This window comes from Luteipulveratus halotolerans, from assembly GCF_001247745.1.
In the GTDB taxonomy this organism is placed as follows: domain Bacteria; phylum Actinomycetota; class Actinomycetes; order Actinomycetales; family Dermatophilaceae; genus Luteipulveratus; species Luteipulveratus halotolerans.
In genome coordinates this window covers 1,473,555-1,496,696 of the sequence record NZ_LAIR01000002.1, presented here as the reverse complement: position 1 = coordinate 1,496,696, position 23,142 = coordinate 1,473,555, and the positions used below count along the sequence as shown (strand labels likewise).

At 68.2% G+C, this 23,142-nt stretch carries 20 protein-coding genes, 1 tRNA gene and 1 pseudogene; 12 read left to right on the top strand and 10 right to left on the bottom strand.

The genetic code is table 11. From position 1 onward, the window contains the following. Positions 1 to 120 precede the first annotated feature (120 nt). Positions 121 to 969, top strand: a complete 849-nt coding sequence (locus VV01_RS07710) for a PAC2 family protein (protein ID WP_050669376.1) — start codon at positions 121 to 123, stop codon at positions 967 to 969. A 150-nt stretch (positions 970 to 1,119) separates the two neighbouring features. Continuing rightward, positions 1,120 to 1,593 carry a hypothetical protein gene (locus VV01_RS07705; protein ID WP_050669375.1) on the top strand — a complete coding sequence of 158 codons (474 nt, stop codon included), beginning with the start codon at positions 1,120 to 1,122 and terminating at the stop codon, positions 1,591 to 1,593. Positions 1,594 to 1,644: 51 nt separating this feature from the next. On the opposite strand, the gene mshC is transcribed toward VV01_RS07705, so the two are convergent. The 4 genes from mshC to VV01_RS07685 are packed head-to-tail and all read right to left on the bottom strand — an operon-like array spanning position 1,645 to position 5,040. Beyond that, positions 1,645 to 2,904, bottom strand: a complete 1,260-nt coding sequence (mshC, locus tag VV01_RS07700) for a cysteine--1-D-myo-inosityl 2-amino-2-deoxy-alpha-D-glucopyranoside ligase (protein ID WP_050669374.1) — start codon at positions 2,902 to 2,904, stop codon at positions 1,645 to 1,647. 18 nt (positions 2,905 to 2,922) lie between these two features. Then, positions 2,923 to 3,771 (bottom strand): SCO1664 family protein, encoded by an 849-nt coding sequence (locus VV01_RS07695; protein WP_082220874.1) that lies wholly within the window; start codon positions 3,769 to 3,771, stop codon positions 2,923 to 2,925. A 3-nt stretch (positions 3,772 to 3,774) separates the two neighbouring features. Next, complete coding sequence (locus tag VV01_RS07690; RefSeq protein WP_050669373.1) at positions 3,775 to 4,314, bottom strand: DUF3090 domain-containing protein; 540 nt, start codon at positions 4,312 to 4,314, stop codon at positions 3,775 to 3,777. Positions 4,315 to 4,323: 9 nt separating this feature from the next. Continuing rightward, positions 4,324 to 5,040, bottom strand: coding sequence for a histidine phosphatase family protein (locus VV01_RS07685; protein WP_050671794.1), 717 nt, complete (start codon positions 5,038 to 5,040; stop codon positions 4,324 to 4,326). 81 nt (positions 5,041 to 5,121) lie between these two features. On the opposite strand from VV01_RS07685, the gene VV01_RS07680 reads away from it, so the two are divergent. Continuing rightward, complete coding sequence (locus VV01_RS07680) at positions 5,122 to 6,117, top strand: magnesium and cobalt transport protein CorA (RefSeq protein ID WP_050669372.1); 996 nt, start codon at positions 5,122 to 5,124, stop codon at positions 6,115 to 6,117. Between the two features lie 4 nt (positions 6,118 to 6,121). Here the strand turns inward: VV01_RS07680 and VV01_RS07675 are convergent, their stop codons facing one another. Continuing rightward, a complete protein-coding gene (locus VV01_RS07675) occupies positions 6,122 to 7,186 on the bottom strand; it encodes an LLM class F420-dependent oxidoreductase (RefSeq protein WP_050669371.1) in 1,065 nt (354 codons plus the stop codon). 59 nt (positions 7,187 to 7,245) lie between these two features. Here VV01_RS07675 and VV01_RS07670 point away from each other — a divergent pair, with 59 nt between their 5' ends. Continuing rightward, positions 7,246 to 8,178 (top strand): aldo/keto reductase, encoded by a 933-nt coding sequence (locus VV01_RS07670; RefSeq protein ID WP_050669370.1) that lies wholly within the window; start codon positions 7,246 to 7,248, stop codon positions 8,176 to 8,178. 17 nt (positions 8,179 to 8,195) lie between these two features. On the opposite strand, the gene VV01_RS07665 is transcribed toward VV01_RS07670, so the two are convergent. Beyond that, positions 8,196 to 8,531: a hypothetical protein gene (locus tag VV01_RS07665; RefSeq protein WP_050669369.1), complete on the bottom strand. Its 336-nt coding sequence runs from the start codon at positions 8,529 to 8,531 to the stop codon at positions 8,196 to 8,198. Between the two features lie 38 nt (positions 8,532 to 8,569). Here VV01_RS07665 and VV01_RS07660 point away from each other — a divergent pair, with 38 nt between their 5' ends. Next, positions 8,570 to 8,755 (top strand): DUF5703 family protein, encoded by a 186-nt coding sequence (locus tag VV01_RS07660; RefSeq protein ID WP_231635184.1) that lies wholly within the window; start codon positions 8,570 to 8,572, stop codon positions 8,753 to 8,755. A gap of 8 nt (positions 8,756 to 8,763) precedes the next feature. Here VV01_RS07660 and VV01_RS07655 read toward each other — a convergent pair whose 3' ends face one another. Genes VV01_RS07655 through VV01_RS07645 form a run of 3 tightly spaced genes read right to left on the bottom strand, consistent with a single transcriptional unit; the run spans position 8,764 to position 13,176 of the window. Continuing rightward, positions 8,764 to 10,104: a M20/M25/M40 family metallo-hydrolase gene (locus VV01_RS07655; RefSeq protein ID WP_050669367.1), complete on the bottom strand. Its 1,341-nt coding sequence runs from the start codon at positions 10,102 to 10,104 to the stop codon at positions 8,764 to 8,766. Positions 10,105 to 10,132: 28 nt separating this feature from the next. Beyond that, on the bottom strand, positions 10,133 to 11,671 hold the full coding sequence (locus VV01_RS07650) for an ATP-dependent DNA ligase (protein ID WP_050671793.1): 1,539 nt from the start codon (positions 11,669 to 11,671) through the stop codon (positions 10,133 to 10,135). A 35-nt stretch (positions 11,672 to 11,706) separates the two neighbouring features. Next, positions 11,707 to 13,176, bottom strand: a complete 1,470-nt coding sequence (locus VV01_RS07645; RefSeq protein WP_050669366.1) for an amino acid permease — start codon at positions 13,174 to 13,176, stop codon at positions 11,707 to 11,709. Positions 13,177 to 13,332: 156 nt separating this feature from the next. Here VV01_RS07645 and VV01_RS07640 point away from each other — a divergent pair, with 156 nt between their 5' ends. Further along, on the top strand, positions 13,333 to 14,349 hold the full coding sequence (locus tag VV01_RS07640) for an NADP-dependent oxidoreductase (RefSeq protein ID WP_050669365.1): 1,017 nt from the start codon (positions 13,333 to 13,335) through the stop codon (positions 14,347 to 14,349). Between the two features lie 94 nt (positions 14,350 to 14,443). Next, positions 14,444 to 14,528 (top strand) — tRNA-Leu (locus VV01_RS07635). Positions 14,529 to 14,817: 289 nt separating this feature from the next. Here VV01_RS07635 and VV01_RS07630 read toward each other — a convergent pair. After that, positions 14,818 to 16,023 (bottom strand): annotated as a pseudogene (locus tag VV01_RS07630) (IS3 family transposase). A 169-nt stretch (positions 16,024 to 16,192) separates the two neighbouring features. Here VV01_RS07630 and VV01_RS23275 point away from each other — a divergent pair. From VV01_RS23275 to VV01_RS07605, 5 genes are all read left to right on the top strand, one after another. Next, complete coding sequence (locus tag VV01_RS23275; protein ID WP_157508774.1) at positions 16,193 to 16,363, top strand: hypothetical protein; 171 nt, start codon at positions 16,193 to 16,195, stop codon at positions 16,361 to 16,363. A 104-nt stretch (positions 16,364 to 16,467) separates the two neighbouring features. Continuing rightward, on the top strand, positions 16,468 to 18,423 hold the full coding sequence (locus tag VV01_RS07620) for a type I restriction-modification system subunit M (RefSeq protein ID WP_331456422.1): 1,956 nt from the start codon (positions 16,468 to 16,470) through the stop codon (positions 18,421 to 18,423). Between the two features lie 62 nt (positions 18,424 to 18,485). Further along, positions 18,486 to 19,658, top strand: coding sequence for a restriction endonuclease subunit S (locus tag VV01_RS07615; protein WP_157508773.1), 1,173 nt, complete (start codon positions 18,486 to 18,488; stop codon positions 19,656 to 19,658). Next, complete coding sequence (locus VV01_RS07610; protein WP_050669362.1) at positions 19,655 to 22,876, top strand: type I restriction endonuclease subunit R; 3,222 nt, start codon at positions 19,655 to 19,657, stop codon at positions 22,874 to 22,876. The genes VV01_RS07615 and VV01_RS07610 overlap by 4 nt, the downstream gene beginning before the upstream one ends. Beyond that, a complete protein-coding gene (locus tag VV01_RS07605) occupies positions 22,873 to 23,142 on the top strand; it encodes a hypothetical protein (protein ID WP_015779343.1) in 270 nt (89 codons plus the stop codon). Before VV01_RS07610 ends, VV01_RS07605 begins: the two co-directional genes overlap by 4 nt.

Genomic DNA, 23,142 nt, shown 5'->3' with positions numbered 1-23,142 from the left:
TTCTGCGGACCACCGCTCCGCGGGACGGGACAGGTCCTTAGGGTGGTACGACGCCGGGTCACCTCCCGGCGTCAGCCGGCGCGTGTGCGACCGGTCCCGTCGACCTCCGGGAGGCCCCCGTTGATCCAGCTCGAGGACCTGCCAGAGCTGCGCGACCCGATTATGATCGCGGCGTTCGAGGGCTGGAACGACGCCGGTGAGACAGCGACCGCGACGCTGGCGCACCTCGCCCGGATGTGGGACGCCGAGCCGATCGCCGCGCTGGATCCCGAGGACTACTACGACTTCCAGGTCAACCGTCCGCGCATCGTCAACGAGGACGGCGCGCGCACCCTGCGCTGGCCGACGACCCGCATCCTCCTGGCCCGTGAGACACCCCTGGACCGGGACGTGCTGCTCGTCCAGGGGATCGAGCCGTCGATGCGGTGGGCGACGTTCACCGAGGAGATCATGTCCTTGGCCGAGGACCTGGACGTCTCGATGCTCATCACGCTCGGCGGTCTGCTCGCCGACGTCCCGCACACCCGGCCGATCCCCGTCACGGTCACCTCCGAGCACGACGAGACCCGCCACCGCTACGACCTCGAGCCGAGCCTGTACGAAGGCCCCACCGGCATCGTCGGCGTCGTCGTCGACGCCGCTCACCGGGCCGGGATCGCGTCGATGTCGTGCTGGGCGGCGGTCCCGCACTACGCCGGCGGCAGCCCCTCTCCGAAGGCGACCCTGGCGCTCATCACCCGCCTCGAGGAGCTGTTCGACACCCTGATCGGGCACGCCGACCTGGCCGACCTCGCGCGTGCGTGGGAGCACGGTGTCGACGAGCTCGCGTCTTCTGACGACGAGGTCGCCGAGTACGTCCACTCGCTCGAGGAGGCACAGGACACCACCGACCTGCCCGAGGCCAGCGGTGACGCGATCGCCAAGGAGTTCGAGCGCTACCTGCGCCGCCGCCAGGAGGACGACGACTGACGGTCGCTCCACGTCGCGTCGAGTATTTCCTTCGACTCCGCCTCGCACCGCCCTCTACGTTCGAACGATCGGGGGCAGCGAGACGCGAAATCCCCTGTCCCACCGGAGGATTCGACAGATCGGAGACAACCTGTGCGACGCACTACACGCATGGCCACCACGCTCGCCGCCGCGGGTCTGGCGCTCGTTGGCTCGGCAGCAGTCACCGCACCATCCGCCTCGGCTGAGACGAAGTGCTCGACCAACAGCAAGGAGTTCCCGACGTCCGGCTTCAACGTCGACGTCACGATCAGGATGTGCATCGACCGCTGGTGGGGTGGCCCGGGCGGCAGCTACGAGTACCGCAGGGCTCGCGCTGAGATCAGCTGGGGCGACGCGGGCGGCAACAAGTGGGACAACTTCGACGTTCAGGTCCGCCTCGAGAACAACGACGCCGACGTACGCACCCGCTGGTGCGACGTCACCTCGCTGATGGACAACAACTCCTCGGGCAGCACCACCTGCCAGACCGACACCGTCGTCAACGGCTCGGGCAACACCGCCGACGGCTACGTGAGCTACAACCTCAACGACGACGGCAACGGCGACTACGGCTGGAGTCTGACGGGGTCACCGGCGATCTGATCGCACCGCTGCCTCGGCCCGCCCCGTGCACTGATGTGCGGGGCGGGCCGTTCAGAGGCGTACGCCGAGGAGCGCGTCGAGCGCCTGGCTCAGGTCGGCCCCCGCGCCGGGCACGTGGTCGTCGGTGCCGGACTGCTCGGCCCACGCGTCGACGGCGTCGAGGGCGCGCGCGGTGCTCAGGTCGTCAGCGAGCGCACTGCGGACCGTGGCCACGACAGGCGCGGCGGCCGGGCCGCGGTCGGCCTTCGCCGCTGCTCGCCAGCGCTCGAGGCGCTCGGTCGCAGCCTTGAGGAGGGTGTCGGTGTACTCCCAGTCGTCGCGGTAGTGCTGTGCGAGCAGTACGAGCCGGATCGCCATCGGGTCGACGCCCTGGCGGCGCAGGTCGGACACGCGGACGAGGTTGCCCTTGGACTTGCTCATCTTCTCGCCCTCGTAGGCGACCATGCCCTGATGGGCATAGGTCCGGGCGAACGGCACGGTGCCGGTGAGCGCCGTCGCCTGCACGGCACTCATCTCGTGGTGCGGGAAGATCAGGTCGGTGCCGCCGCCCTGGACGTCGAAGCCCTCGCCGAGGAAGTTGAGGGCGATGGTCGTGCACTCCAGGTGCCAGCCGGGCCGACCCTCGCCGGCCACACCGCCGTCCCATGACGGCTCGCCCGGACGGGCGGCCCGCCACAGCAGCGGGTCGAGCGGGTCGCGCTTGCCGGCGCGGTCGGGATCGCCACCGCGGTCGGCGTAGACCTCCATCATCTGCTCGCGGGTCCAGTGCGAGACCGAGCCGAACGTCGGCTGCGTCGCGAGGTCGAGATAGACGTCGCGGGCGCCTTCACGGCCGGCCTCGGTCGGGTCGACCTCGACGGTGTACGCCGAGCCGTTCGCGAGCAAGGACGCCACCGTGGCCGCGTGCTGCGGCATCGTCTCGACGACGCCGACGTAGTCGTCCGGAGGAAGCACCCGCAGGGCGGTCATGTCGGTGTGGAACAGGTCGATCTCCGACGTGGCGAGCTCACGCCAGTCGACGCCGTCTCGAGCCGCGCGCTCCAGCAGCGGGTCGTCGACATCGGTGGTGTTCTGGACGTAGTGGACGTCATGGCCGGCCGCGCGCAGGGCGCGGTTGACCAGGTCGAACGTCACGTAGGTCGCCGCGTGCCCGAGGTGGGTGGCGTCGTACGGGGTGATGCCGCAGACGTACATGCGGGCCTGGCCCTGCGGGCTGACCTCGCGCACCGACTGGGTCGAGGTGTCGAACAGATGGAGGGGTCCGCTCCTGCTGGGCAGCTCGGGCAGGACAGGCGCGGACCATGACTTCACGCCCTGCAGCCTACGACCTCACCACAGGGGCCACGGGAGCGGAGTCCGGGCCTCGGGGGGCTCGGGGAACGTCCCCTGCCGCAGCAGTCGGTGAGCGCGGTGCCGCAACGCCTCGACCTCGTCGCCGGTGAGCAGCGGAGCGAGCTCGGAGGCCAGTGTGTCGTCGAGAGCGGCGACGAGGTCGTGCAAGCGCCCCAGGTCATCCTCCGGGATGGGGTCGCCCGCCCAGCCCCACAGGACGGTCCGCAGCTTGGGGTCGGTGTGCAACGTGATGCCGTGGTCGATCGCCCACAGCCGTCGGTCGTCCTCGATGAGGTGGCTGCCCTTGCGGTCGGCGTTGTTGAGCACCGCGTCGAGCACCGCGAGTGAGGCGAGCCGCGGGTCGTCGGCGTGCGAGACGGCGACCGGCCCGTCGCCCTCGAGCTCGAGCGCGACGACCGGGAGGTACGACGGCGGCACCTCACGCACGGGATCCAGCCGGATGAGTGAGATGGGTTCCTGGGGCTCCAGGGGTCCGACCCAGCGTTGGAGCGAACCCGGGCCGAGCGGCCCGTCACGCAGGACGGTCTCGGGGATGTGCGGCCATCCACCCGCCCGAGCGATCAGGAAGGTCGCGACCTCGCGCCCGGCCAGGTGGCCGTCCGGGAAGTCCCACAGCTCGCGCTCGCCGCGAATCGGCTTGTAGACGGCGGCAGCGCGCGTGTCGCCGGTCCCGACGCGCACGCGCAGCGCCAGGTTCGACGCATCGACCAGCTGCCCCTCGATCTCGATCTCACCAGTGCTCAGCAGATCGATGAGCTCGTCGGACGTGCGTGCGTGCCCGCGAGGTGGTGCGGAGTCGGCGGAGCCGGTTGCGCGCCCGTCCATCGGTCAGCGGCGGTAGCCGTTGGCGCGCGGGCAGATGTGACCGTCGGCGTCGAGCGGTCCACCGCAGAACGGGCACGGCGGTCGCCCCTGCGCGACCGCAGCCAGGCTGCGTCGGGCGAACTCGCGGGCGTCGGCCGCCGTGATGACGACGCGGAGCACCGAGGAGTCAGGGGGCGTGACCTCGACGAGCTCGTCGCCCTCGTCGGTGGGCTCGAGCTCGACCTGCCCGTCGTGGCACTCGATGACCACGGCAGCCAGGTCGGACTCCCAGGCGAGGCTGAGGGTGCCCACCCTGAACTCGTCCTCGATCGGTGTGCTCAGCGGACCGTTGTCCTCGGGCGCGGGCGGGACGTCGGCGGCGGCGCCCACCTCGTCGAGCAGCTCGTTGACCCGCTCGGCGAGCACCTCGACCTGCTGCTTCTCCAGCGAGACGGACGTGACGCGTCGCCCCTGGGAGACCTGCAGGAAGAACGTGCGCTGGCCGGGAGGGCCCACCGTGCCGGCGATGAACCGGTCCGGTCGGTCGTACTCGATGACGGGCATGTGTCGAGCCTAATCCGCGGACCCGGAGGAGCCGGTGGCACCACCGGGCGTGGCGTCGGTGCTGCTGGCCTCCGCCTTCGACGGAAGCAGGTCGGCGACCGACGAGCTGTTGTCGTTGACCCGCAGGACGTAGGGATGGCTGCTGGTGTAGCGCACCACCGACAGCGAGGCGGGATTGACCGAGATGCGCTGGAACAGGTCGAGATGCGTGCCGAGGGCATCAGCGAGCACGGCCTTGATCACGTCCCCGTGCGAGACGGCGACCCACACCGCCTGTGCACCGTGCTCGGCCTCGACCTGCGCGTCGACGCGCCGGACGACCTCCACAGCGCGTGTCTGCATCTGCGCCATCGACTCGTGCTCGTACTCCTCGGACGGCGGGAAGGTCACGGCCGACGGCTGGGCCTGGACCGTCGCCCACAGGGGGTCCTGGGCGAGGTCCTTGATGGGCCGGCCGGTCCACGCGCCGTAGCGGCACTCCCCCAACGCGTCATCGGTCACGACGTCCAGACCACGTGACCCGACGACGGCGACGGCGGTCTCCTGGCATCGCTGCAACGGGCTCGAGACGACGCGGGCGAGCGGCAGCTCGGCGAGCCTGGCACCCACCGACTCGACCTGCTTCCGACCGGTGTCGTCGAGGCCGACCCCGGCAGTCCACCCGGCCAGCAGGCCCGAGGAGTTGGCGGTGGTGCGCCCATGGCGCAGGAGCAGGACGGTGGCCACGCGGCCACTGTAGGCGGACGGCGCACGACCCGGTGGCGCGGTGGGCGTGCGCTGCCGCACCGCGCGTGGTGACATAGGGCCGTGATCGTGGACCAGGCCGTGTACAGGGACGGCAGACGACTCCCCTGCGGCGACCTGAGCGACGAGCTCGACCTGCTCCATGAGCAGGGCACGGGCTTCTTGTGGATCGGCCTGAAGGACCCCACCCAGGACGAGTTCGACCTCGTGCGCGACGAGCTCGGCCTGCACCCGCTCGCCATCGAGGACGCGGTCACCGGCAACCAGCGTCCCAAGATCGAGTACTACGACAACGGCCATCTGTTCGTCGCGATGAAGACGCTCAGCTACGTCGAGGCCACCTCCGACGTCGAGACCGGTGAGGTGATGCTGTTCATCGGCGACCGCTTCGCCCTGACGGTCCGTCGCGGCGAGCCGGCCCCTCTCGCGCCCGTGCGTGCCGCCCTGGAGCACGCGCCCCACCTGATGGAGCACGGCCCGATCGCGGTGCTCTACTCGGTGATGGATGCCGTCGTCGACAACTACGTGCGCATCGACGACGAGCTCACCGACGACCTGGACCGCATCGAGCGCAGCGTGTTCTCGGCCGAGGCGCAGGGCAACGTGCAGGAGATCTACTCTCTCAAGCGCGAGGTGCTCGAGACGCGCCGGGCCGCCCAGCCGCTCGTCGACCCGCTCACCCGCCTGCTGCACGGCAGCCGGCTGCCCTCCGACGCCGTGCCCTTCTTCCGCGACATCAGCGACAACCTGCTGCGCGTCGTCGACCACGTCGAGTCCTACGACAGGCTGCTCACCGACGTGCTCAACGCCCACCTCGCGCAGGTGTCGGTCCAGCAGAACAGCGACATGCGCAAGATCTCGGCGTGGGTCGCCATCGCGGCCTTCCCGACGATGCTGGCCGGTGTCTACGGCATGAACTTCGAGGGCATGCCCGAGCTGAGCGCGTCGTTCGACGTCGGCGGGACCGAGTACCACTACGGCTACTTCGTGGCGCTCGCGGTGATGATCGGGGGCTCGTTCCTGCTCTACCGCGCGTTCAAGCGCTCCGGCTGGCTCTGACCGATCAGCCCGCCAGACCCTGCTCGTCCAGGAGCTCGGCCATCGTGCGCACCGTGTCGAGGCGCTGCTGCAGGCTCTCGCCGTAGGGCGCGACACACAACGTCGTGACCCCGGCCTCGGCGTAGCGGTGCAGCCGGTCGGCGATGCGTGCCCGGTCCCCGACCAGCGCGGTCCGGTCCAGGAAGTCGTGCGAGAGCGCGGCCTGGGCGTCACGCGGGCGACGCTCCAGGTAGAGCCGTTGGACCGTCGCTGCCTCGTCGGCGAACCCGGCCCGCACAGCGATGCGGTTGTAGAAGTTCTGCTTGGCCGAGCCCATCCCGCCGACGTAGAGCGCGGCGTACGGACGAACCCGGTCGTACGCCTGCTCCAGGTCTGACCCGAGGCTCACCGGCACGCTCGGCGCGATGTCGAAACCGTCGAGGGTCCTTCCCCGTCCGGCTGCCTCGCGACCTGCTCGGACCGTCTCGTGCAGGCCGCCCGCCTCCTCCGGGATGTAGAAGACCGGCAGCCAGCCGTCGGCGACCTCACCGGTCAGAGCGAGGTTCTTGGGGCCGATCGCCGCGAGGTACAACGGAATTCGCGCCCGCTCGGGTCGGATCGTCAGGTGCAGTGCCTTGCCCGGACCGTCGGGTAGAGGCAGCGTGAAGTGCTCACCGTCGTACTCCAGCCGCTCGCGGCCGAGGGCGCGTCGGACGATCTCGGCGTACTCGCGGGTGCGTCCGAGCGGGTCGGTGAAGCGCACCCCGTGCCAGCCCTCGCTCACCTGCGGCCCGGACACGCCGAGCCCCAGCCGGAACCGACCGCCGGTGAGTGAGTCGAGCGTGGCTGCCGTCATGGCGGTCATCGCGGGAGTGCGGGCGGGGATCTGCATGATCGCGCTGCCCACGTCGATGCGGTCGGTCTGGGCGCCCAGCCAGGCGAGGACGGTCGGGGCGTCCGAGCCGTACGCCTCCGCAACCCACGCAACGGCGTACCCGAGCCGCTCGGCCTCCTGGACCAGCTGGAGCTGGGAGTGAGCGTGCGTGTCCTTGGCCGATCCCCAGTAGCCGACCATCAGTCCGAGCCTCATGGTCTCGAACGCTATCCCTTCGTCACCGTGCAGGCGTCGGGGTCGGTAGGTTGCCGCCCATGCGTTCGCTCCCTCTCGGCCGGTCCGGCCTGCGCGTCTCCGCCCTCACGCTCGGCACGCTCGGATGGGGCACCGACGTCGAGCCCGAGACCGCACGAGAGCAGCTCGAGGCCTATGTCGCCGGTGGCGGCCACACCCTCGACACGGCGCACGGGTACGGCCTGGGCGAGACCGAGCAGATCATCGGCGACCTCACCCGTGAGGTGGTCGACCGCGACGACCTCACGATCATCACCAAGGCCGGCATCTCGCGTACGACGGGCGACCGCGTCGTCGACACCTCACGCGGCACGTTGATGCGCCAGCTGGACCTGTCCCTGGAGCGCATGCGGACGTCGTACGTCGACCTGTGGCTGGTGCACACCTGGAGCGACGAGCCCGCCCTGGAGGAGACCCTGTCCGCGCTGGAGTGGGCGGTGTCCACCGGCCGCGCGCGCTACGTCGGTGTGTCCAACTACCAGGGGTGGCAGATGACGCGGGCGCACGCGCTGCTGCAGCAGGCTCGAGTTTCGTTGGTGGCCAACGAGATCGAGTACAGCCTGCTTCGACGCGAGGCCGAGCAGGAGGTCTGCCCGGCTGCAGCCCACCTCGGCGTCGGGCTGCTCGCGTGGTCACCCCTCGCGCGCGGTGCCCTGACGGGCAAGTACAGGCACAACGTGCCCGCCGACTCACGCGCGGCTCAACGTCCCAGCCTGCTGGAGCCCTACCTCGACGACCACTCGCGGGCGGTGGTCGAGGCGGTCAGCACGGCGGCCGACGGGCTCGGCGTGACGCCGGCAGAGGTGGCTCTCGGGTGGCTCACCGCACGCCCGTCGGTGGCGGCTGCAGTCATCGGCGCGCGCACCGTCACCCAGCTGCGCTCGGCGCTGAAGGCCGTCGACCTCGTCGTGCCCGACCAGGTGACGCAGGCACTCGACGAGGTCTCCGGCTGAGGCAGACCGCCGGGGGCTCAGCCGCGGGTCGGCGTCGCCGGCTCGTCCTCGGTGTCGTAGTCCTCGTCGTCGAGACCGGAGTACTCGACGTCGTCCTCGTCGTCGAAGTCCTCGTCGTCCTCGTCGTCCTCGTCGTCGAAGTCGTCGTCGTCACCGGCGTAGATCTCCAACGGGGTGACCTCGCCGTAGGTGTCCATGAGGGCGTCGTCGTAGGTCTCGAACGCGTCGGCGACGTCCCTGTAGGCGGCGACCACCGTCGGGTCGTTCTCCCCGCGCCGCGCGGCCGCGGCCTCCAGGTGCCGTTCGAGAGATGTCACCAATGCGGAAAGGGCGGCACGCGGGTCATCCGTCATGACGCCGACGGTAGCGAAGATGTCGCAGAATGGCAGCAATGGTTCAGTACGAGTACCGGGTCCTGACGTTCCCCCGCGATGCGACGCGCCCGGACATCCGTCAGGTGCTGGCCGAGCACGCGGAGTACGGGCACTGGGAGCTGGCTCGTACGAGGCTCTACCTCGGCGGTCACCGACGGGTGTGGCTGCGCCGCAAGATCATCCGGGTGCAGCGCACCGCCTGAGGCGTCGTTCAGCAGTCGGCGACGAACCGCTGCAGCACCCGGGCCCCGAACTTCAACGACTCCAGCGGCACCCGCTCGTCGATGCCGTGGAACATCGGGGCGAAGTCGAGGTCGGCCGGCAGCTGCAGGGGCGCGAACCCGTAGCCGGTGATGCCGAGCGCCTTGAGTGCCTTGTTGTCGGTGCCGCCCGACAGGCAGTACGGCAGGATCGCGGCGTCCGGGTCCTCGGCGAGCAGGGCGCCCTTCATCTTGTCGACCAGCGCGCCCTCGAAGGGCGCGTCGAGCGCGATGTCGCGGTGGTGCACCGTCACCTCGACGTGCTCCCCGGCGAGCTCGCGCACGGTCGCCATCAGCTCGTCCTCGTGACCGGGCAGGAACCGGCAGTCCAGCGAGGCGCTCGCGCTCTGCGGGATCACGTTGTGCTTGTACCCGCTGTCGAGCATCGTGAAGTTGGAGGTGTCCTGCAGCGTGCCCTCGACGAACCCGCGTGCGCCGCCGAGCAGCGGCAGCACCCGGGAGAGGTCGTCGTCGGCGTACGTCTGACCGCTGAGGTCGGACAGGCCGTCGAGCAGCTGACGCACCGAGCTGATGTATTCGCGCGGCCAGACGTGGTTGTCGATGCGCGCGATCGCCTGGGCGAGCCGGACGACGGCGTTCTCGTCATTGGGCACCGAGCCGTGGCCCGCGCGTCCGTGCGCGGTGAGGCGCAGCCAGGCGATGCCCTTCTCCGCGGTCTGCAGGAGGTACGCGCGCTGGTCCTTGCCGCTCTGGGTGGGGAACGTGACGCTGTAGCCGCCGACCTCGCTGATGGCCTCGGTGACGCCGTCGAACAGCTCGGGTCGGTGCTCGACGACCCACTGACTGCCCTTGACACCGCCGGCCTCCTCATCGGCGAAGAACGCGACGACCAGGTCGCGAGGCGGCTTGGTGCCGGTGCGCGCAAGGTCACGCACCACGGACAGGATCATCGCGTCCATGTCCTTCATGTCGACCGCACCGCGGCCCCAGATGCAGTCGTCCTTGATCTCGGCGCCGAACGGGTTGACCTGCCAGTCCTCGGCGTTGGCGGGGACCACGTCGAGGTGACCGTGCACGGCGAGACCGCCGCGCGAGGAGTCCTCGCCCTCGATGCGGACGACGACGCTCGCCCGGCCGGGCTCGCTCTCGATCAGCTCGGGGTGGAGGCCGACCTCGGTGAGCTCGCTCATGACGTACTCGGCGGCCTTGCGCTCACCCGGGCCGCTGCCGTCGCCGTAGTTGCTGGTGTCGATGCCGATGAGGTCCTGACAGATGCGGACGACCTCGTCCTGCGGGCTCGTCGTCTGCTGGGTCTGCTTCGCCTCGGCCATGACTCCACCTTGCCACGCGCGGGGGCGTTCAGGACCACCCGGCCAGCCGGCGTACGTCGTCGACGGTGTCTGCCTGCTCGGCGGTCTTGTCGTCGCGGTAGCGCAGCACCCGTGCGAAGCGCAGCGCCATCCCGCCCGGGTAGCGCGAGGAGCGCTGCACACCGTCGAACGCGATCTCGACCACCTGCTCCGGTCGCACGGTCACGACCCACTCACCGCGGTCGGTCGCGAGCTCGGTGAACCGCCGCGTCTGCCAGTCGAGCATCGCGTCGGTCATGCCCTTGAACGTCTTGCCGAGCATCACGAAGCCGCCGGTCTCGGGGTCGCGGGCGCCGAGGTGGATGTTGGACAGCATGCCGCGGCGACGTCCGCTGCCCCACTCGACCGCGAGCACCACCAGGTCGAGCGTGTGCCGGGGCTTGACCTTGACCCAGCCGGCGCCCCGCCGACCCGCGGCGTACGGAGCCGCAAGGCTCTTGACGACGACACCCTCGTGGCCGCGGCCCACCCACTCCTCGAAGAAGGCCTGCGCCTCGCCGGTGTCCGCGGTGACGGCTCGCGGGACGAGGTGCTCGGTGGGGACGACGTCGACGAGGGCCGCGACGCGGACCGTCGCCGGCTGGTCGATCAGGTCGGCACCGTCGCGGTGCAGGACGTCGAAGAACCAGGGCGTCACCGGCGTCGTACGCCGCAGCTCGGCCGGGTCCTTGCTGCTCGCGGTGCGGGCGCCGGTCACCTGGAACGGGTGGGGCGAGCCGTCCTCACGCAGCGCGATCACCTCGCCGTCGAGCACCAGCGTGTCGGCCGGGAGACCGCGCACGACCTCGACCACCTCCGGGAGCCGGTCGGTGACGTCGTCGAGGCTGCGGGTGAACAGGCGGACCTGGTCACCGACCTTGTGCGCCTGCACGCGGATGCCGTCCAGCTTGCACTCGATGGCGACCGGATCTCCTTGCGCCGCAGCGGTGCTCAGCGCCTCGGCAACGCTCGGCTCGGAGCCGGCGAGCATCGGTCGCAGGGGGCGACCGACCTCGAGCCCGACCTGCTCGAGGGCCTGCACTCCCCCGCTCATGGCGGCCGCGGCGACCGGCGCGCTGAAACCGGCCAGCATCACGGCACGGCGCACGAGTGTCGCGGGGACGTCGGCGGCGGTGGCGATCGCAGCCTGCATGACGCCGTCCTGGGCGCCCTGGCGCAGCTCGCCGGAGATCAGCCCGCGCAGGAACGTCTGCTCGCCGGCCGTCGCGGCACCGAACAGCTCACCCACCAGCGCCGCGCGTGCAGCCACCGACCCCGGCCCGGACGCGTCGGCCAGGCGTTGGAGCAGCCCGTCGACACCCACGACGGTCAGGGACGGCTCGGCGGCGGGTGAGGGCAGCGAGCCGAGTGTGCGCCAGCCGACGCCGACCCGGCGCTGCGGCAGGACGCCGGCGAGATAGGCGGTGACGAGTGCGACCTCAGCGGGCTCGGCCGCGCGCAGGACGTCGGCGACCACCTCGGTCTTGGCGGTGCGCGACCGGGTCGCGGCGACGCGGGCGGAGGCGGAGACGACGTCGGCGAGCAGCACGGTCACAGTCTCGCGCGTCGTACCGACAGGCGTGGTCACTCGCGGCTGAGGTCGGCCTCCGTCGGGTCGACCTTGGGTGCACGCGTCACGAGCTTGTGCCCCGCCCACAGCCCGAGGAACAGCGGCAGCCCGATGTACGACGTCGCGAGCCCGTGCAGGTCGGGCGTGGTCGTCAGCCAGGCCTCGTAGTTCTGACCGACGACCACCACGATGCACATGACCAGCGCGACGACCGGCCCGAGCGGGAACCACCGCGCCCGGAACGGCAGCTCGCTGATGTCGTGCCCCTGGGCGATGAACGCCCGCCGGAACTTGTAGTGCGACCAGGCGATGCCGACCCAGGTGATGAACCCGGCCAGACCCGAGGCGTTGACCAGCCAGGTGTACGCCGCGCCGTCGCCCGCGAGGCTGGTGACGAAGCACAACGCCCCGACCGCAGTCGTCGCGAGCAGCGCCGCCATCGGGATGCCCCGACGGTTGGTACGCGCGAACAGGCGAGGTGCCTTGCCGCCCTTGGCGAGCGCGTACAGCATCCGGGTCGAGGCGAAGACCCCCGAGTTGCCGGCCGACAGGATCGCGGTGAGGATCACGGCGTTCATGACGGTCGCAGCGCCGAGGATGCCGGCCTTCTCGAAGATCAGCGTGAACGGCGCGACGGTGATGTTCTCCTCGCTGCTGTCCAGCAGGCGCTTGTCGGTGTAGGGCAGCAGGAAGCCGATCACCACGATGGCACCGACGTAGAACAGCATGATCCGGTAGAACACGGCGCGGATCGCCTTGGGAATCGTGCGTTCGGGGTCCTCGGCCTCGCCTGCGGCGACGCCGACCATCTCGGTGCCCTGGAACGAGAAGCCGGCCACCATGAAGATCGACAGGATGCCGAGGCCGCCGCCGACGAACGGTGCCTCACCGTCGGTCCAGTTCGACGTCCCGGGCGAGTCACCGCCCAGGATCCCGGCGATCATCAGGACGCCGATGACCAGAAACACCAGCACCGTCAGCACCTTGACCGAGGCGAACCAGAACTCGCTCTCGCCGAACGCCTTGGCACTGATCGCGTTGAGCGCGAACAGCAGCGTGAGGAAGATCGCCGACCACACCCACGACGGCACGTCGGGCAGCCAGTACTTCATCACCAGGGCCGCGGCCACCAGCTCCGCCGCGACCGTGATGGCCCAGTTGAACCAGTAGTTCCAGCCGGTCGCGAAGCCGAACGACGGGGACACGAAGCGGGTGCCGTACGCCTCGAAGGAGTCGGCGATCGGCAGGTAGGTCGACATCTCGCCGAGGCTCTGCATGAGCAGGAAGACCATGAGGCCGATGGCGCCGTACGCGATGAGCGCGCCGCCCGGGCCGGCCTCGCTGATCGATGCACCGGACGCCACGAACAAGCCCGTGCCGATCGCACCACCGATGGCGATCATGTTGAGGTGGCGAGCCTTCAGCCCGCGATGCAGGGACTGCTCCTCGCGCGCGGGGGCCGTGGTGTCGACGACGTCGGACATCGCTCTCCTTGAGGGTTCGTCAGGCCGCCTGGCTCGCCGACCGCGCGCGAACGTACCAGGCCGGGTGTGGCGAAAGCCTCCACCGCGTACCGGAATCGGGTCATGCGGTGCACTGTTCTCGCGCACGTCACCCGACAACCGAAGGAGCACGTACCGATGGCCCAGACCACCCGCATCGTCCTGGCCGCCCGCCCACACGGCGAGCCCACCCAGGACGACTTCCGCACCGAGACGATCGACCTGGCTGCGCCGGGTGACGGCGAGGCGCTGCTCGAGACGCTCTACCTCTCGCTCGACCCGTACATGCGCGGTCGGATGAGCGATGCACCGTCGTACGCCGCACCGGTCGAGATCGGCGCGCCCATGGTCGGTGCGACGGTCTCGCGGGTCGTCGAGTCGAACGACGACGCGTTCGAGCCCGGCGACGTCGTCCTGGGGTACGGCGGCTGGCAGACCCACTCGGTCGAGAAGGTGAGGCACCTGCGGCGTCTGGACCCGTCGGTCGCACCCGTCACCACGGCACTCGGTGTGCTCGGCATGCCCGGCTTCACGGCGTACTCCGGCTTGCTGACCATCGGGCAGCCGAAGCCGGGCGAGACCGTCGTCGTCGCCGCGGCCACCGGCCCCGTCGGCTCGGCCGTCGGACAGATCGCCCGGCTCAAGGGTGCTCGGGCGGTCGGCATCGCGGGCGGCCCGGAGAAGGTCGCTCATCTGCGGGAGATCGGGTTCGACGCGGCCGTCGACCACCGTGCGCCCGACTTCGCCGAGCAGCTCGCGGCGGCGACACCGGACGGTGTCGACGTCTACGTCGAGAACGTCGGCGGAGCCGTCTGGGACGCGGTTCTCCCCCGGCTCAACACGTACGCCCGCGTGCCGGTCTGCGGTCTCGTCGCCGGCTACAACGCCACCTCGCTGCCCCAGGGACCGGACCGGTCGGGCGTGCTGATGGGCACGATCCTGCGCAAGAGCCTGACCGTGCGCGGGTTCATCCAGACCGAGTTCGCGCCGACCCAGACCGAGCAGTTCCTGGCCGACATGGCCGGCTGGGTGGCCGACGGCAGCGTGCAGTACCGCGAGGACGTCGTCGAGGGCCTGGACCAGACCGTCGAGGCGTTCCGCAGACTGCTCACGGGCCGCAACTTCGGCAAGCTCGTCATCAAGGTCGCGGACTGATCCGCAGCACCCGGCCGATTCCGAGATTCGGCCGGGTGCGTGCTAGTGTCTGCCGTCGCAGAGGGGGTCCTCGGGACCGCCTCCGCACCACCTCGTCCGGGTGGCGGAATTGGCAGACGCGCTAGCTTGAGGTGCTAGTCCTCGTATAGAGGGTGGGGGTTCAAGTCCCCCCTCGGACACCGGGGGTCGTTTGCGTGGAAGCGTGTTTCACGTTTGTACGGAACGCCCAGAGAAGGGCCGGACTGCTCAGGATCGAGCGGTCCGGCCCTTGTCGTTGTCCATGAGGGTCTGAGGTCGGTTCCACGAGCGCGGAGCCGGGCGTGCGAAGGCTCGGTGGAGTCCGCGCAGAGGCGTTGGGCCGCCTTTCGGGCAGGGTGAAGCCAGAGCGGCTCATGCGAGGGAGGTTGTGCGGATGACTCAGGCGTCGGCTTCCACGGGACTGCTGCACGAACAGGTGACAGTTGGTAGTCATGCCGCCTGATCGGCTGGCGTGGTCATGATCGTCTCGTACTCGATGGGGGTCAACTGGCCGAGGCGTTCTTGGCGTCGACGCCGGTGGTAGGTGCGTTCGGTCCAGGTGATGATCGCGATCCGCAGGTCTTCGCGGGTGTCCCAGGTGCGGCGGTTCAGGACGTTCTTCTGCAGCAGCGCGTAGAAGGACTCCATCGCGGCGTTGTCACCGGCAGCGCCGACCCGGCCCATCGACCCGGTCAGCGCGTGCTGGTTCAAGGCGTGCACGAACTTGCGTGAGCGGAACTGGCTGCCGCGGTCGGAGTGCACGATGCACCCGGTGACGTCCTGACCCTGCGCGCGTCGCCGCGCGACGGCCGAGTCCAGGGCTGCCGACCGCGAGGGTGGACTTCATCCGGTCGCTGATGGAGTAGCCCACGATCCGCCCGGAGCAGGCGTCCTTGATCGCGCACAGATACAGCTTCCCCTCACCAGTGCGGTGCTCGGTGATGTCGGTCAGCCACACCTGGTTCGGCGCGGCGGCGGTGAAGGAGTGCCGGATCACACCGTGCTCGTCCTGACCAGCGAGCAGGTCATCGTGCACCGGTGGCCCGGGCTTCTTGCCGTGGCTGCCGCGCTTCTTGCCGAAGACCGACCACCACGCGTTCGCCGAACAGAACCGCCACGCCGTGCGCGGCGTCATCACCTCACCCGCGTCGGCGGCCTCCACAAGCAAGTACCGGTACCCGAACTCCGGATCATCACGGTGGGCATCGAACAACGCGTTGGCCCGGTAGGCCGCCTGCAGCTCACGACCGGTGACCGGACTGGCCAGCCAGGCGTAATACTTCTGACGGTGGAGCTTCAGGACCCGGCACGTGACCGTCACGGGAATCCCGTCAGCGGCCAGCTCACTCACGAGCGGGTAGAGCCTTTTCCCGGCAGATGCGCCTGAGACAGGTAAGCCGCCGCCCGGCGCAGCACCTCGTTCTCCTGCTCAAGCAGCCGTATCCGCCGGTTGGCCTCCCGCAGGTCAGCAGACTCAGCCGTGGTCGTGCCCGGCTTGTCGCCATCATCGATCGCGGCCTGGCGCAACCACTTGTTCAACGTCATCGGGTGGACACCGAAGTCCTTGGCGACCTGCTCCAGCGTCACACCCGGCTCACGGCCGCGGGCGACGCGCACGACATCATCACGAAACTCTCGGGGGTAGGGCTTAGGCACAGCAACATCCTTCCAGGCCACCCTCACGGGCAAGCCAGATCAGATGTCACCTGTTCGTGCAGCAGTCCCTCTCGACGAGCCTGAAGACGCGCTTGCCGAGACTGGGGGCTCGGGGTGGTGGGAACGTCCGCTGACCGACGAGCAGTGCCTCACTCTCCTCGGGGCCGGGATGCACCCCGAGCGTGTCGTCGCCAAGATGCGCACCCTCGCCGTCACGAAGCGATGGCGCGAGATCGACTGGGCCCGCGTGGTGGGTAGCCAGAAGATCGACAAGGACACCGCCCTCCAGCGCGGTGAGAAGACACGGCTGACGGTGGCGCTTGCTGGGGACGCAACGTGAGGAAGTGGAAGACCAGCCGGAGCCCTGGTCGGCAAGCCTCCAGGCCGGACGGCACCAGGACAAATAGCATGACCGAGAGCCGATCTGACGACCGAAAGAGCGCCGTGACCAAGCCTGACCCGACCTTCATCTGGGGCATCGCAGACATGCTCCGTGGCCCGTACCGCCCGAAGGAGTACGGCACGGTCATCCTGCCGTTCACCGTGCTGGCGCGGTTCGAGTCGGTGCTGGAGCCCACCAAGGATGCGGTCCTCGCGGCTTCCGAGAAGTACGAGAGCGCTCCCGACCTCGTGCGTCACGAGATGCTGAAGCGGGCCTCCGGTCAGGAGTTCTACAACACGTCGCAGTTCACCCTGAGCACGCTCGGTGACCCAGCCAACCAGGCTGCGAACCTCCAGAACCTCATCGAGGGCTACAACGAGGAGGTGCGGCAGGTCTTCGAGCGCTTCGACATGCCGAAGATCATCCGCGACCTGGACGACCGCGACCGTCTGTCTGCCGTCGTCAAGGAGTTCGCCGCACTGGACGTGCACCCGGACCGGGTGAGCAACGCCGAGATGGGTGACGTCTTCGAGGAACTTATCCGGCGCTTCATGGAGGCGTCCAAGGACGTAGCGGGTGACTACTTCACCCCGCGCGAAGTGGTGCGCTTGATGGTGTCTCTGCTCTTCTCACCGGACAGGGAGGACCTGTCCGACCCGCACCTGATCCGGCAGGTCTACGACCCGACCTGCGGCACGGGCGGCATGCTCTCCGAGGCCCATGAGTGGATGCGCGAGCACAACGGTCACGCGACCTTGAACCTCTTCGGTCAGGAGTTCAACGCGCTGTCGTACGCCATGGCCAAGGCCGACCTGATCATCAAGAAGCAGGACGCCCAGAACATCTTCTTCGGGGACACCCTCTTGGTTGACGGGCACGAGGGGAAGACCTTCTCCTACTGCATCTCTAACCCGCCGTTCGGGCAGGACTGGAAGGTGCAGGAAAAGGCCGTCAAGGCCGAGCGCGAGCGCGACGGAGACGAGGGGCGCTTCACTGCTGGCCTGCCCAGCGTCAACGACGGCGCGATGCTCTTCCTCCAGCACCTGGTCTCCAAGATGCGTCCCGCCGCGCAGGGTGGTGGCCGTGGGGCCATCGTCCTCAACGGCTCCGCGCTGTTCACCGGCAGCGCTGGACAGGGGCCGTCAGAGATCAGGCGACACCTGCTGGAGAACGACCTCGTGGACGCCATCATCGGCTTGCCGACCGACCTCTTCTACAACACCGGCATCGCTACCTACATCTGGGTGCTCGACAACAACAAACCGCAGGAGCGGCGAGGCAAGGTCCAGTTGATTGACGGCACCGCGCAGTGGGTCAAGATGCGTAAGTCCATCGGGGCGAAGCGGCGCATGCTCTCCGAGGCCAACATCACGAGCATCGTGGACCTCTACGGTGAGTACGAGGACGCCGATCCGGAGGTCTCCAAAGTCTTCAACACGGAGGACTTCGGCTATCGCACGATCACGGTCGAACAGCCGCTGCGGCAGGTCTACTCGGTGGACGAGGACCGGATCGAGGCTGCGCTCAACCTGACTCCGATCAAGAAGTTCGACAAGGAGACCCGACACCTGCTGCGCGAGGCGCTCGACAGCCTCGACCACGAGCAGGTCTGGACCGAGCGAGGAGAGTTCGACAAGGACCTCGGAACCGCGCTCGGGGCTCACAGGGTTGGCCTGACCCCAGCGAACCGCCGCGCTGTGATCGGAGCATTCGCGGAGTCCTCAGCCCAGGGCGAGATCGTCAAGGGGCCGAAGGGCCGCATCGAACCGGACGCATCTCTGCGCGACACGGAGAACGTGCCACTGACCGAGGACGTGGACGCCTACGTGGAGCGTGAGGTGCTGCCCTGGGCTCCCGAGGCTTGGGTGGACGAGTCCAAGACCAAGATTGGCTACGAGATTCCATTCACGCGAGCCTTCTACGTCTACGAGCCCCCGCGCCCTCTGGCGGAGGTCGACGCCGACGTCCAGGCTGCTATCGCCCGAGTGCAGGGCCTCTTCGCGGAGGTCCGGTCGTGACACGGTTTGGGGTCTTGGTTGATCGTGTCGATGTGCGTGGGAAAGGTATCGACCTTCCGCTCATGTCCGTTTCTCAGTTCCGAGGAGTAATCCGTCGTTCTGAGATCAGCGACGGGGCGCACCGGGCTGACAGCCTTGATGACTACAAGATCGCGAAACGAGGGGACATCGTGTTCAACAAGATGTCTATCCGAGATGGAGCGATGGGGCTTGCCCGGGAGGATGGGCTGGTCACGTACCACTACGAGGTGATGCGGCCTCGCCCGGCTGTCGAGGCACGCTACGTCGTTTACCTTATGAAGTCGTCCTGGTTTGGCGGCGAGTTGATCAAGCGTGAGCGGGGGATCGGTGCGGGAGGCGCAAAGGGTGTCCGGACGACTGAAGTGCCCTTCCGCGTTCTGAGGACCATCGACTGCTACATCCCGACAGTCGAGGGTCAGAGGGCCATCGCTGACTTCCTCGACCGTGAGACTGCACAGATCGACTCCATGATCGAGGCGCAGAACGTGCTAATGCAAGAACTGCGCGAAAGGCAGCGTGCTGCAATCTCAAACACCATTGACTCAGACGCTTCGCTGCAAAGAGTGCCGCTACGGCGCTTGATCACTGGTATCAGCCAGGGCTGGTCTCCCCAATGCGAAGACACTCCCGTGGACGATCCGTCGACCCAGTGGTCAGTGCTGAAGGTGGGCTGTGTCAATGGCGGAGTCTTTCGTCCTGAGCAGAACAAGATGCTGCCCGGGGATTTGGAGCCTCGTCCAGAACTCGGCCTGCGTGCCGGTGACCTGCTCATGTCGCGTGGCAATACCCGAGAGTGGGTGGGAAGCGCCGCCGTCGTTGATCGGGACTACCCGACCCTCATGTTGAGCGACCTGCTCTACCGGGTCGCGGTCGACCGCTCCTTGGTATCCAGCGAGTACGTCGCCCTCGCTCTAAGTACCCGCAAGGCCCGCGATGAGATCGAGATTGCCGCGAAGGGCGCAAGTCACTCGATGCAGAAAGTTTCTCAGGGCGATATCCGGTCCACGACCATTCCCCTTCGCAGCCTTCAGGCACAATCAGACGTCGTGAATGAGGCGAGCGCGATAACAGTAAGAGCCGATGCGATGATCTCGGCTGCGCAAGAGGTCATCGACCTGCTTCGTGAGCGCCGCGAGGCACTCATCACCGCCGCAGTCACCGGCAGGATCGACCCCGAGACCGGCACTGAATGCATCGAGGAGGGGGCAGCATGACGGACGTCCACAAGGAACTGGCCATGGAGGACGAAGCAGTCGCCCAGTTGGCTACGCAGGGGTGGGTCTACGAGGAGGGCTCTGCGGCTCGCTACGACAAGCAGCGTGCCCTCTTTCCCGAGGACGTCTTCGCGTGGCTGGAGGCCACCCAGCCGGACGAACTGGCCAAGCACCTGAAGCCGGGCTTGGACCCTGCCGCTCAGGCGAAGGCTCGCAACGGCATCCTGGACGCCCTCGCTGACACGCTGAGCAACGTCGGTGGCGGTGGGGGCACGCTGACTGTCATGCGAAAGGGATTTCGACGCATCTCTTCGCGCTTCCAGATGGTGCAGGCCAAGCCCACTGAGTCCATGAACCCGAAGACGGTCAAGGACTACGAGTCGAACATCCTGCGCGTCGTCCGGCAGGTGCACTACTCGAGCACCAACGCGAAGAAGTCCATCGACCTGGTGCTGTTCTGCAATGGCATCCCGGTGACGACCATCGAATTGAAGACCGAGTTCACCCAGTCCGTGACGCGCGGTCAGGTGCAGTACAAGAATGACCGCGACCCGGGCACGGACGGCAAGGACGTCCTGCTGGCGTGGGGCAAGCGCGCGCTCGTGCACTTCGTCGTGACCGACAACGAGGTCTCGATGACCACGAAGTTGGCCGGGAGCAAGACCACCTTCCTGCCGTTCAACCAGGGCAACGGATCAGGCAAGGGCAACCCGCTCAACCCGGACGGTGCACGTACCGAGTACTTCTGGCGGGACGTGCTCGACCCGGATGCCTTCCTGACGATCCTGACCAAGTACCTCGTGGTCCGCACGGATGAGAAGCCGGACCCGGTGACGGGTAAGGCGGAGAAGTCCACGTCGCTGCGGTTCCCGCGCTTCCACCAGTGGGATGCGGTGGAGAGGGTCATCTCGCGGGTGGCGGAGCAGGGGGTGGGTGAGCGGTACCTCATCGAGCACTCGGCTGGCTCGGGCAAGACCGACACCATCGTCTGGACGGCGTTCCGGCTCGCGGCGCTGCATGACCAGTCGAACAAGAAGGTCTTCGACTCGGTGATCGTGGTGACCGACCGCAACGTGCTGGACAAGCAGATGAGCGCCGCCATGAGGCAGTTGGACCCGCACGGCGCGCAGATGGTCCGCATCGACGGGTCAGGAGCCTCGAAGTCCAGCGAACTGGGCGAGGCGCTGAGGCTGAAGACCCCGATCATCGTCGTGACGATCCAGACCGCTCCCTTCGCGCTGAAGTACTTGCGCGAGCAGGCCGACGCATCGGGCGGGCACTTCGCGGTCATCGCGGACGAGGCCCACTCGTCCCAGACCGGGACGGCTGCGGCCAAGTTGAAGGCCGTCCTGAGTCCGCAGGAGCAGTCGGACGTTGAGGACGGCGGGGAGGTCGATGCGCAGACGCTGCTGGCGGCTGAACTACCGCAGCGGGCCGAGACGCCGAACCTGACCTATCTCGCCTTCACGGCGACCCCGAAGTCCAAGACCCTCGAACTGTTCGGCACACCGGACCCGCAGGACACCGGCGAGGACGGCAACCCGAGGCCCAAGCCGTTCCACCGCTACACGATGCGTCAGGCCATCGAGGAGGGCTTCATCCTCGACGTGCTCCAGAACTACACCGAGTACGACGTCGCCTATGAGTTGGGCTTGAAGGTCAAGGACGAGGCCGTCGAGTCCGTCGACAAGGAGGCCGCTCGCAAGGCCGCTCAGCGCTGGGTGATGCTGCACGAGCACAACATCTCCCAGAAGGTCGACATCATCATTCGGCACTTCCGCGAGAACATCGCCGGGATGCTGGGTGGCACCGCCAAGGCGATGATCGTGACCTACTCGCGCAAGCACGCCCTGCGGTACTACAACGCCATCGAGCGGTACGTGGCCAAGCACGGCTACGACGACGTGCATGCCTTGGTCGCCTTCTCCGGCAAGGTCACCGTCGCCGACGACGACACCGACGTCAGGCCCGACGACCTGCTCGGCGTGGGTGAGTACACCGAGGCGAGCGTCAACACCGGCACGAAGGGCAAGGCGCTGGACGACGCCTTCAACGGCCCCGCCTACCAAGTGATGATCGTGGCCAACAAGTTCCAGGTCGGCTTCGACCAGCCGCTGTTGTGCGCGATGTACGTCGACAAGCGACTCGACGGCGTGATGGCCGTCCAGACCCTCTCGCGCCTCAACCGCACCTGGGCGGGCAAGGACCACGTGTACGTCCTCGACTTCGTGAACAAGGGCGAGGACATCCTCGCGGCCTTCCAGCCGTACTACGAGGGGGCCGAATTGGGGGCCGTCACCGACCCCGACCTGCCGAACCGCCTCGCGGTGAAACTGGACGACGTGGGCATGGACCGCATCTACACGATGGCCGAGATCGAGGCTGCCGCTGTCGCCGCGACCGATCCCAACGGAACGCACAAGGCGCTGACTGCCGCCATCGACCCGGCAACGGAGCGCTTCGGTGATCTGCTGAGGCAGGCCCGGGAGGACAAGGACGACGAGGAGCGAACGCGGCTGGAGGGCTTCCGTTCGGACCTGTCCAACTACGTGAACGCCTACGACTTCCTTTCTCAGATCGTCCCCTACGACCTGGAGATGGAGAGCCGCTCGATCTACTACCGCATGCTCGCCAAGCGTCTGCGGGATGAGAACTCCGGCATCGTCGTGGAGATCGGCCCGGTCGCCCTGGCCAAGTACAAGGTCGAGAGCAAGGCCGCTCGGACGCTCGACCTGACGTCCGGGCAGGCCACTCCGTTGAGCCCGCTGGCTGAGATGGGCACCGCCGAGGCGCGTGAGCGGGATCAGGCCCATTGGGCGGACATCATCGACGCCATCAACTCCCTCTTCGCGGACAGCGGCCTGAGCCCCGACGACGCGGTGCCCGAGATCGAAGGCATCCTCAGGGACGCGAAAAGAGACCCGGACCTCGTGGCGAAGGCCAAGGCCAACAGCGACGCCGACTTCAACGCTGACAACACGGTCGTGGCCTCGGTGCTGAGCAAGTTCATCGACCGTCGCGAGAAGAGCGAGGAGATCGTCAACGCTCTGCTGGAGGGGCAGAATATGGACACGTTCGCCCAACTGCTCGCCATGCTCGGCTTCCGGGAGTACCTCGCCACCGTCGACTACCACTTCCCGAATGAGAACGTCGCTGTCGAGGTCGAGGCTCAACACTCTCCATCGACTGCCAAGGCCAATGAGGAGGCCAGGGCATGAACGTCCCGTTCGAGATCACATCCGGCCCCGGACAGTCCTACTTGATGCGTAACGTCAGCGACCAGACGGTCGACCTCGTGACCGTGACTGTGGATCACCCAGAGGGTCTGACGCGGGACCTTCCATCCGAAGACACGTTCGGTCCCGGAGCCTCGAAGAAGTTCCTTGTGCTGGCCACGTGGCAGACCGGAAGGCCGGTCGAGGTGCTCGTGTCGTGGGACGTGCACCCCACCCCGTACGCCCTTCCCCTGCCTCCGAAGAACTGA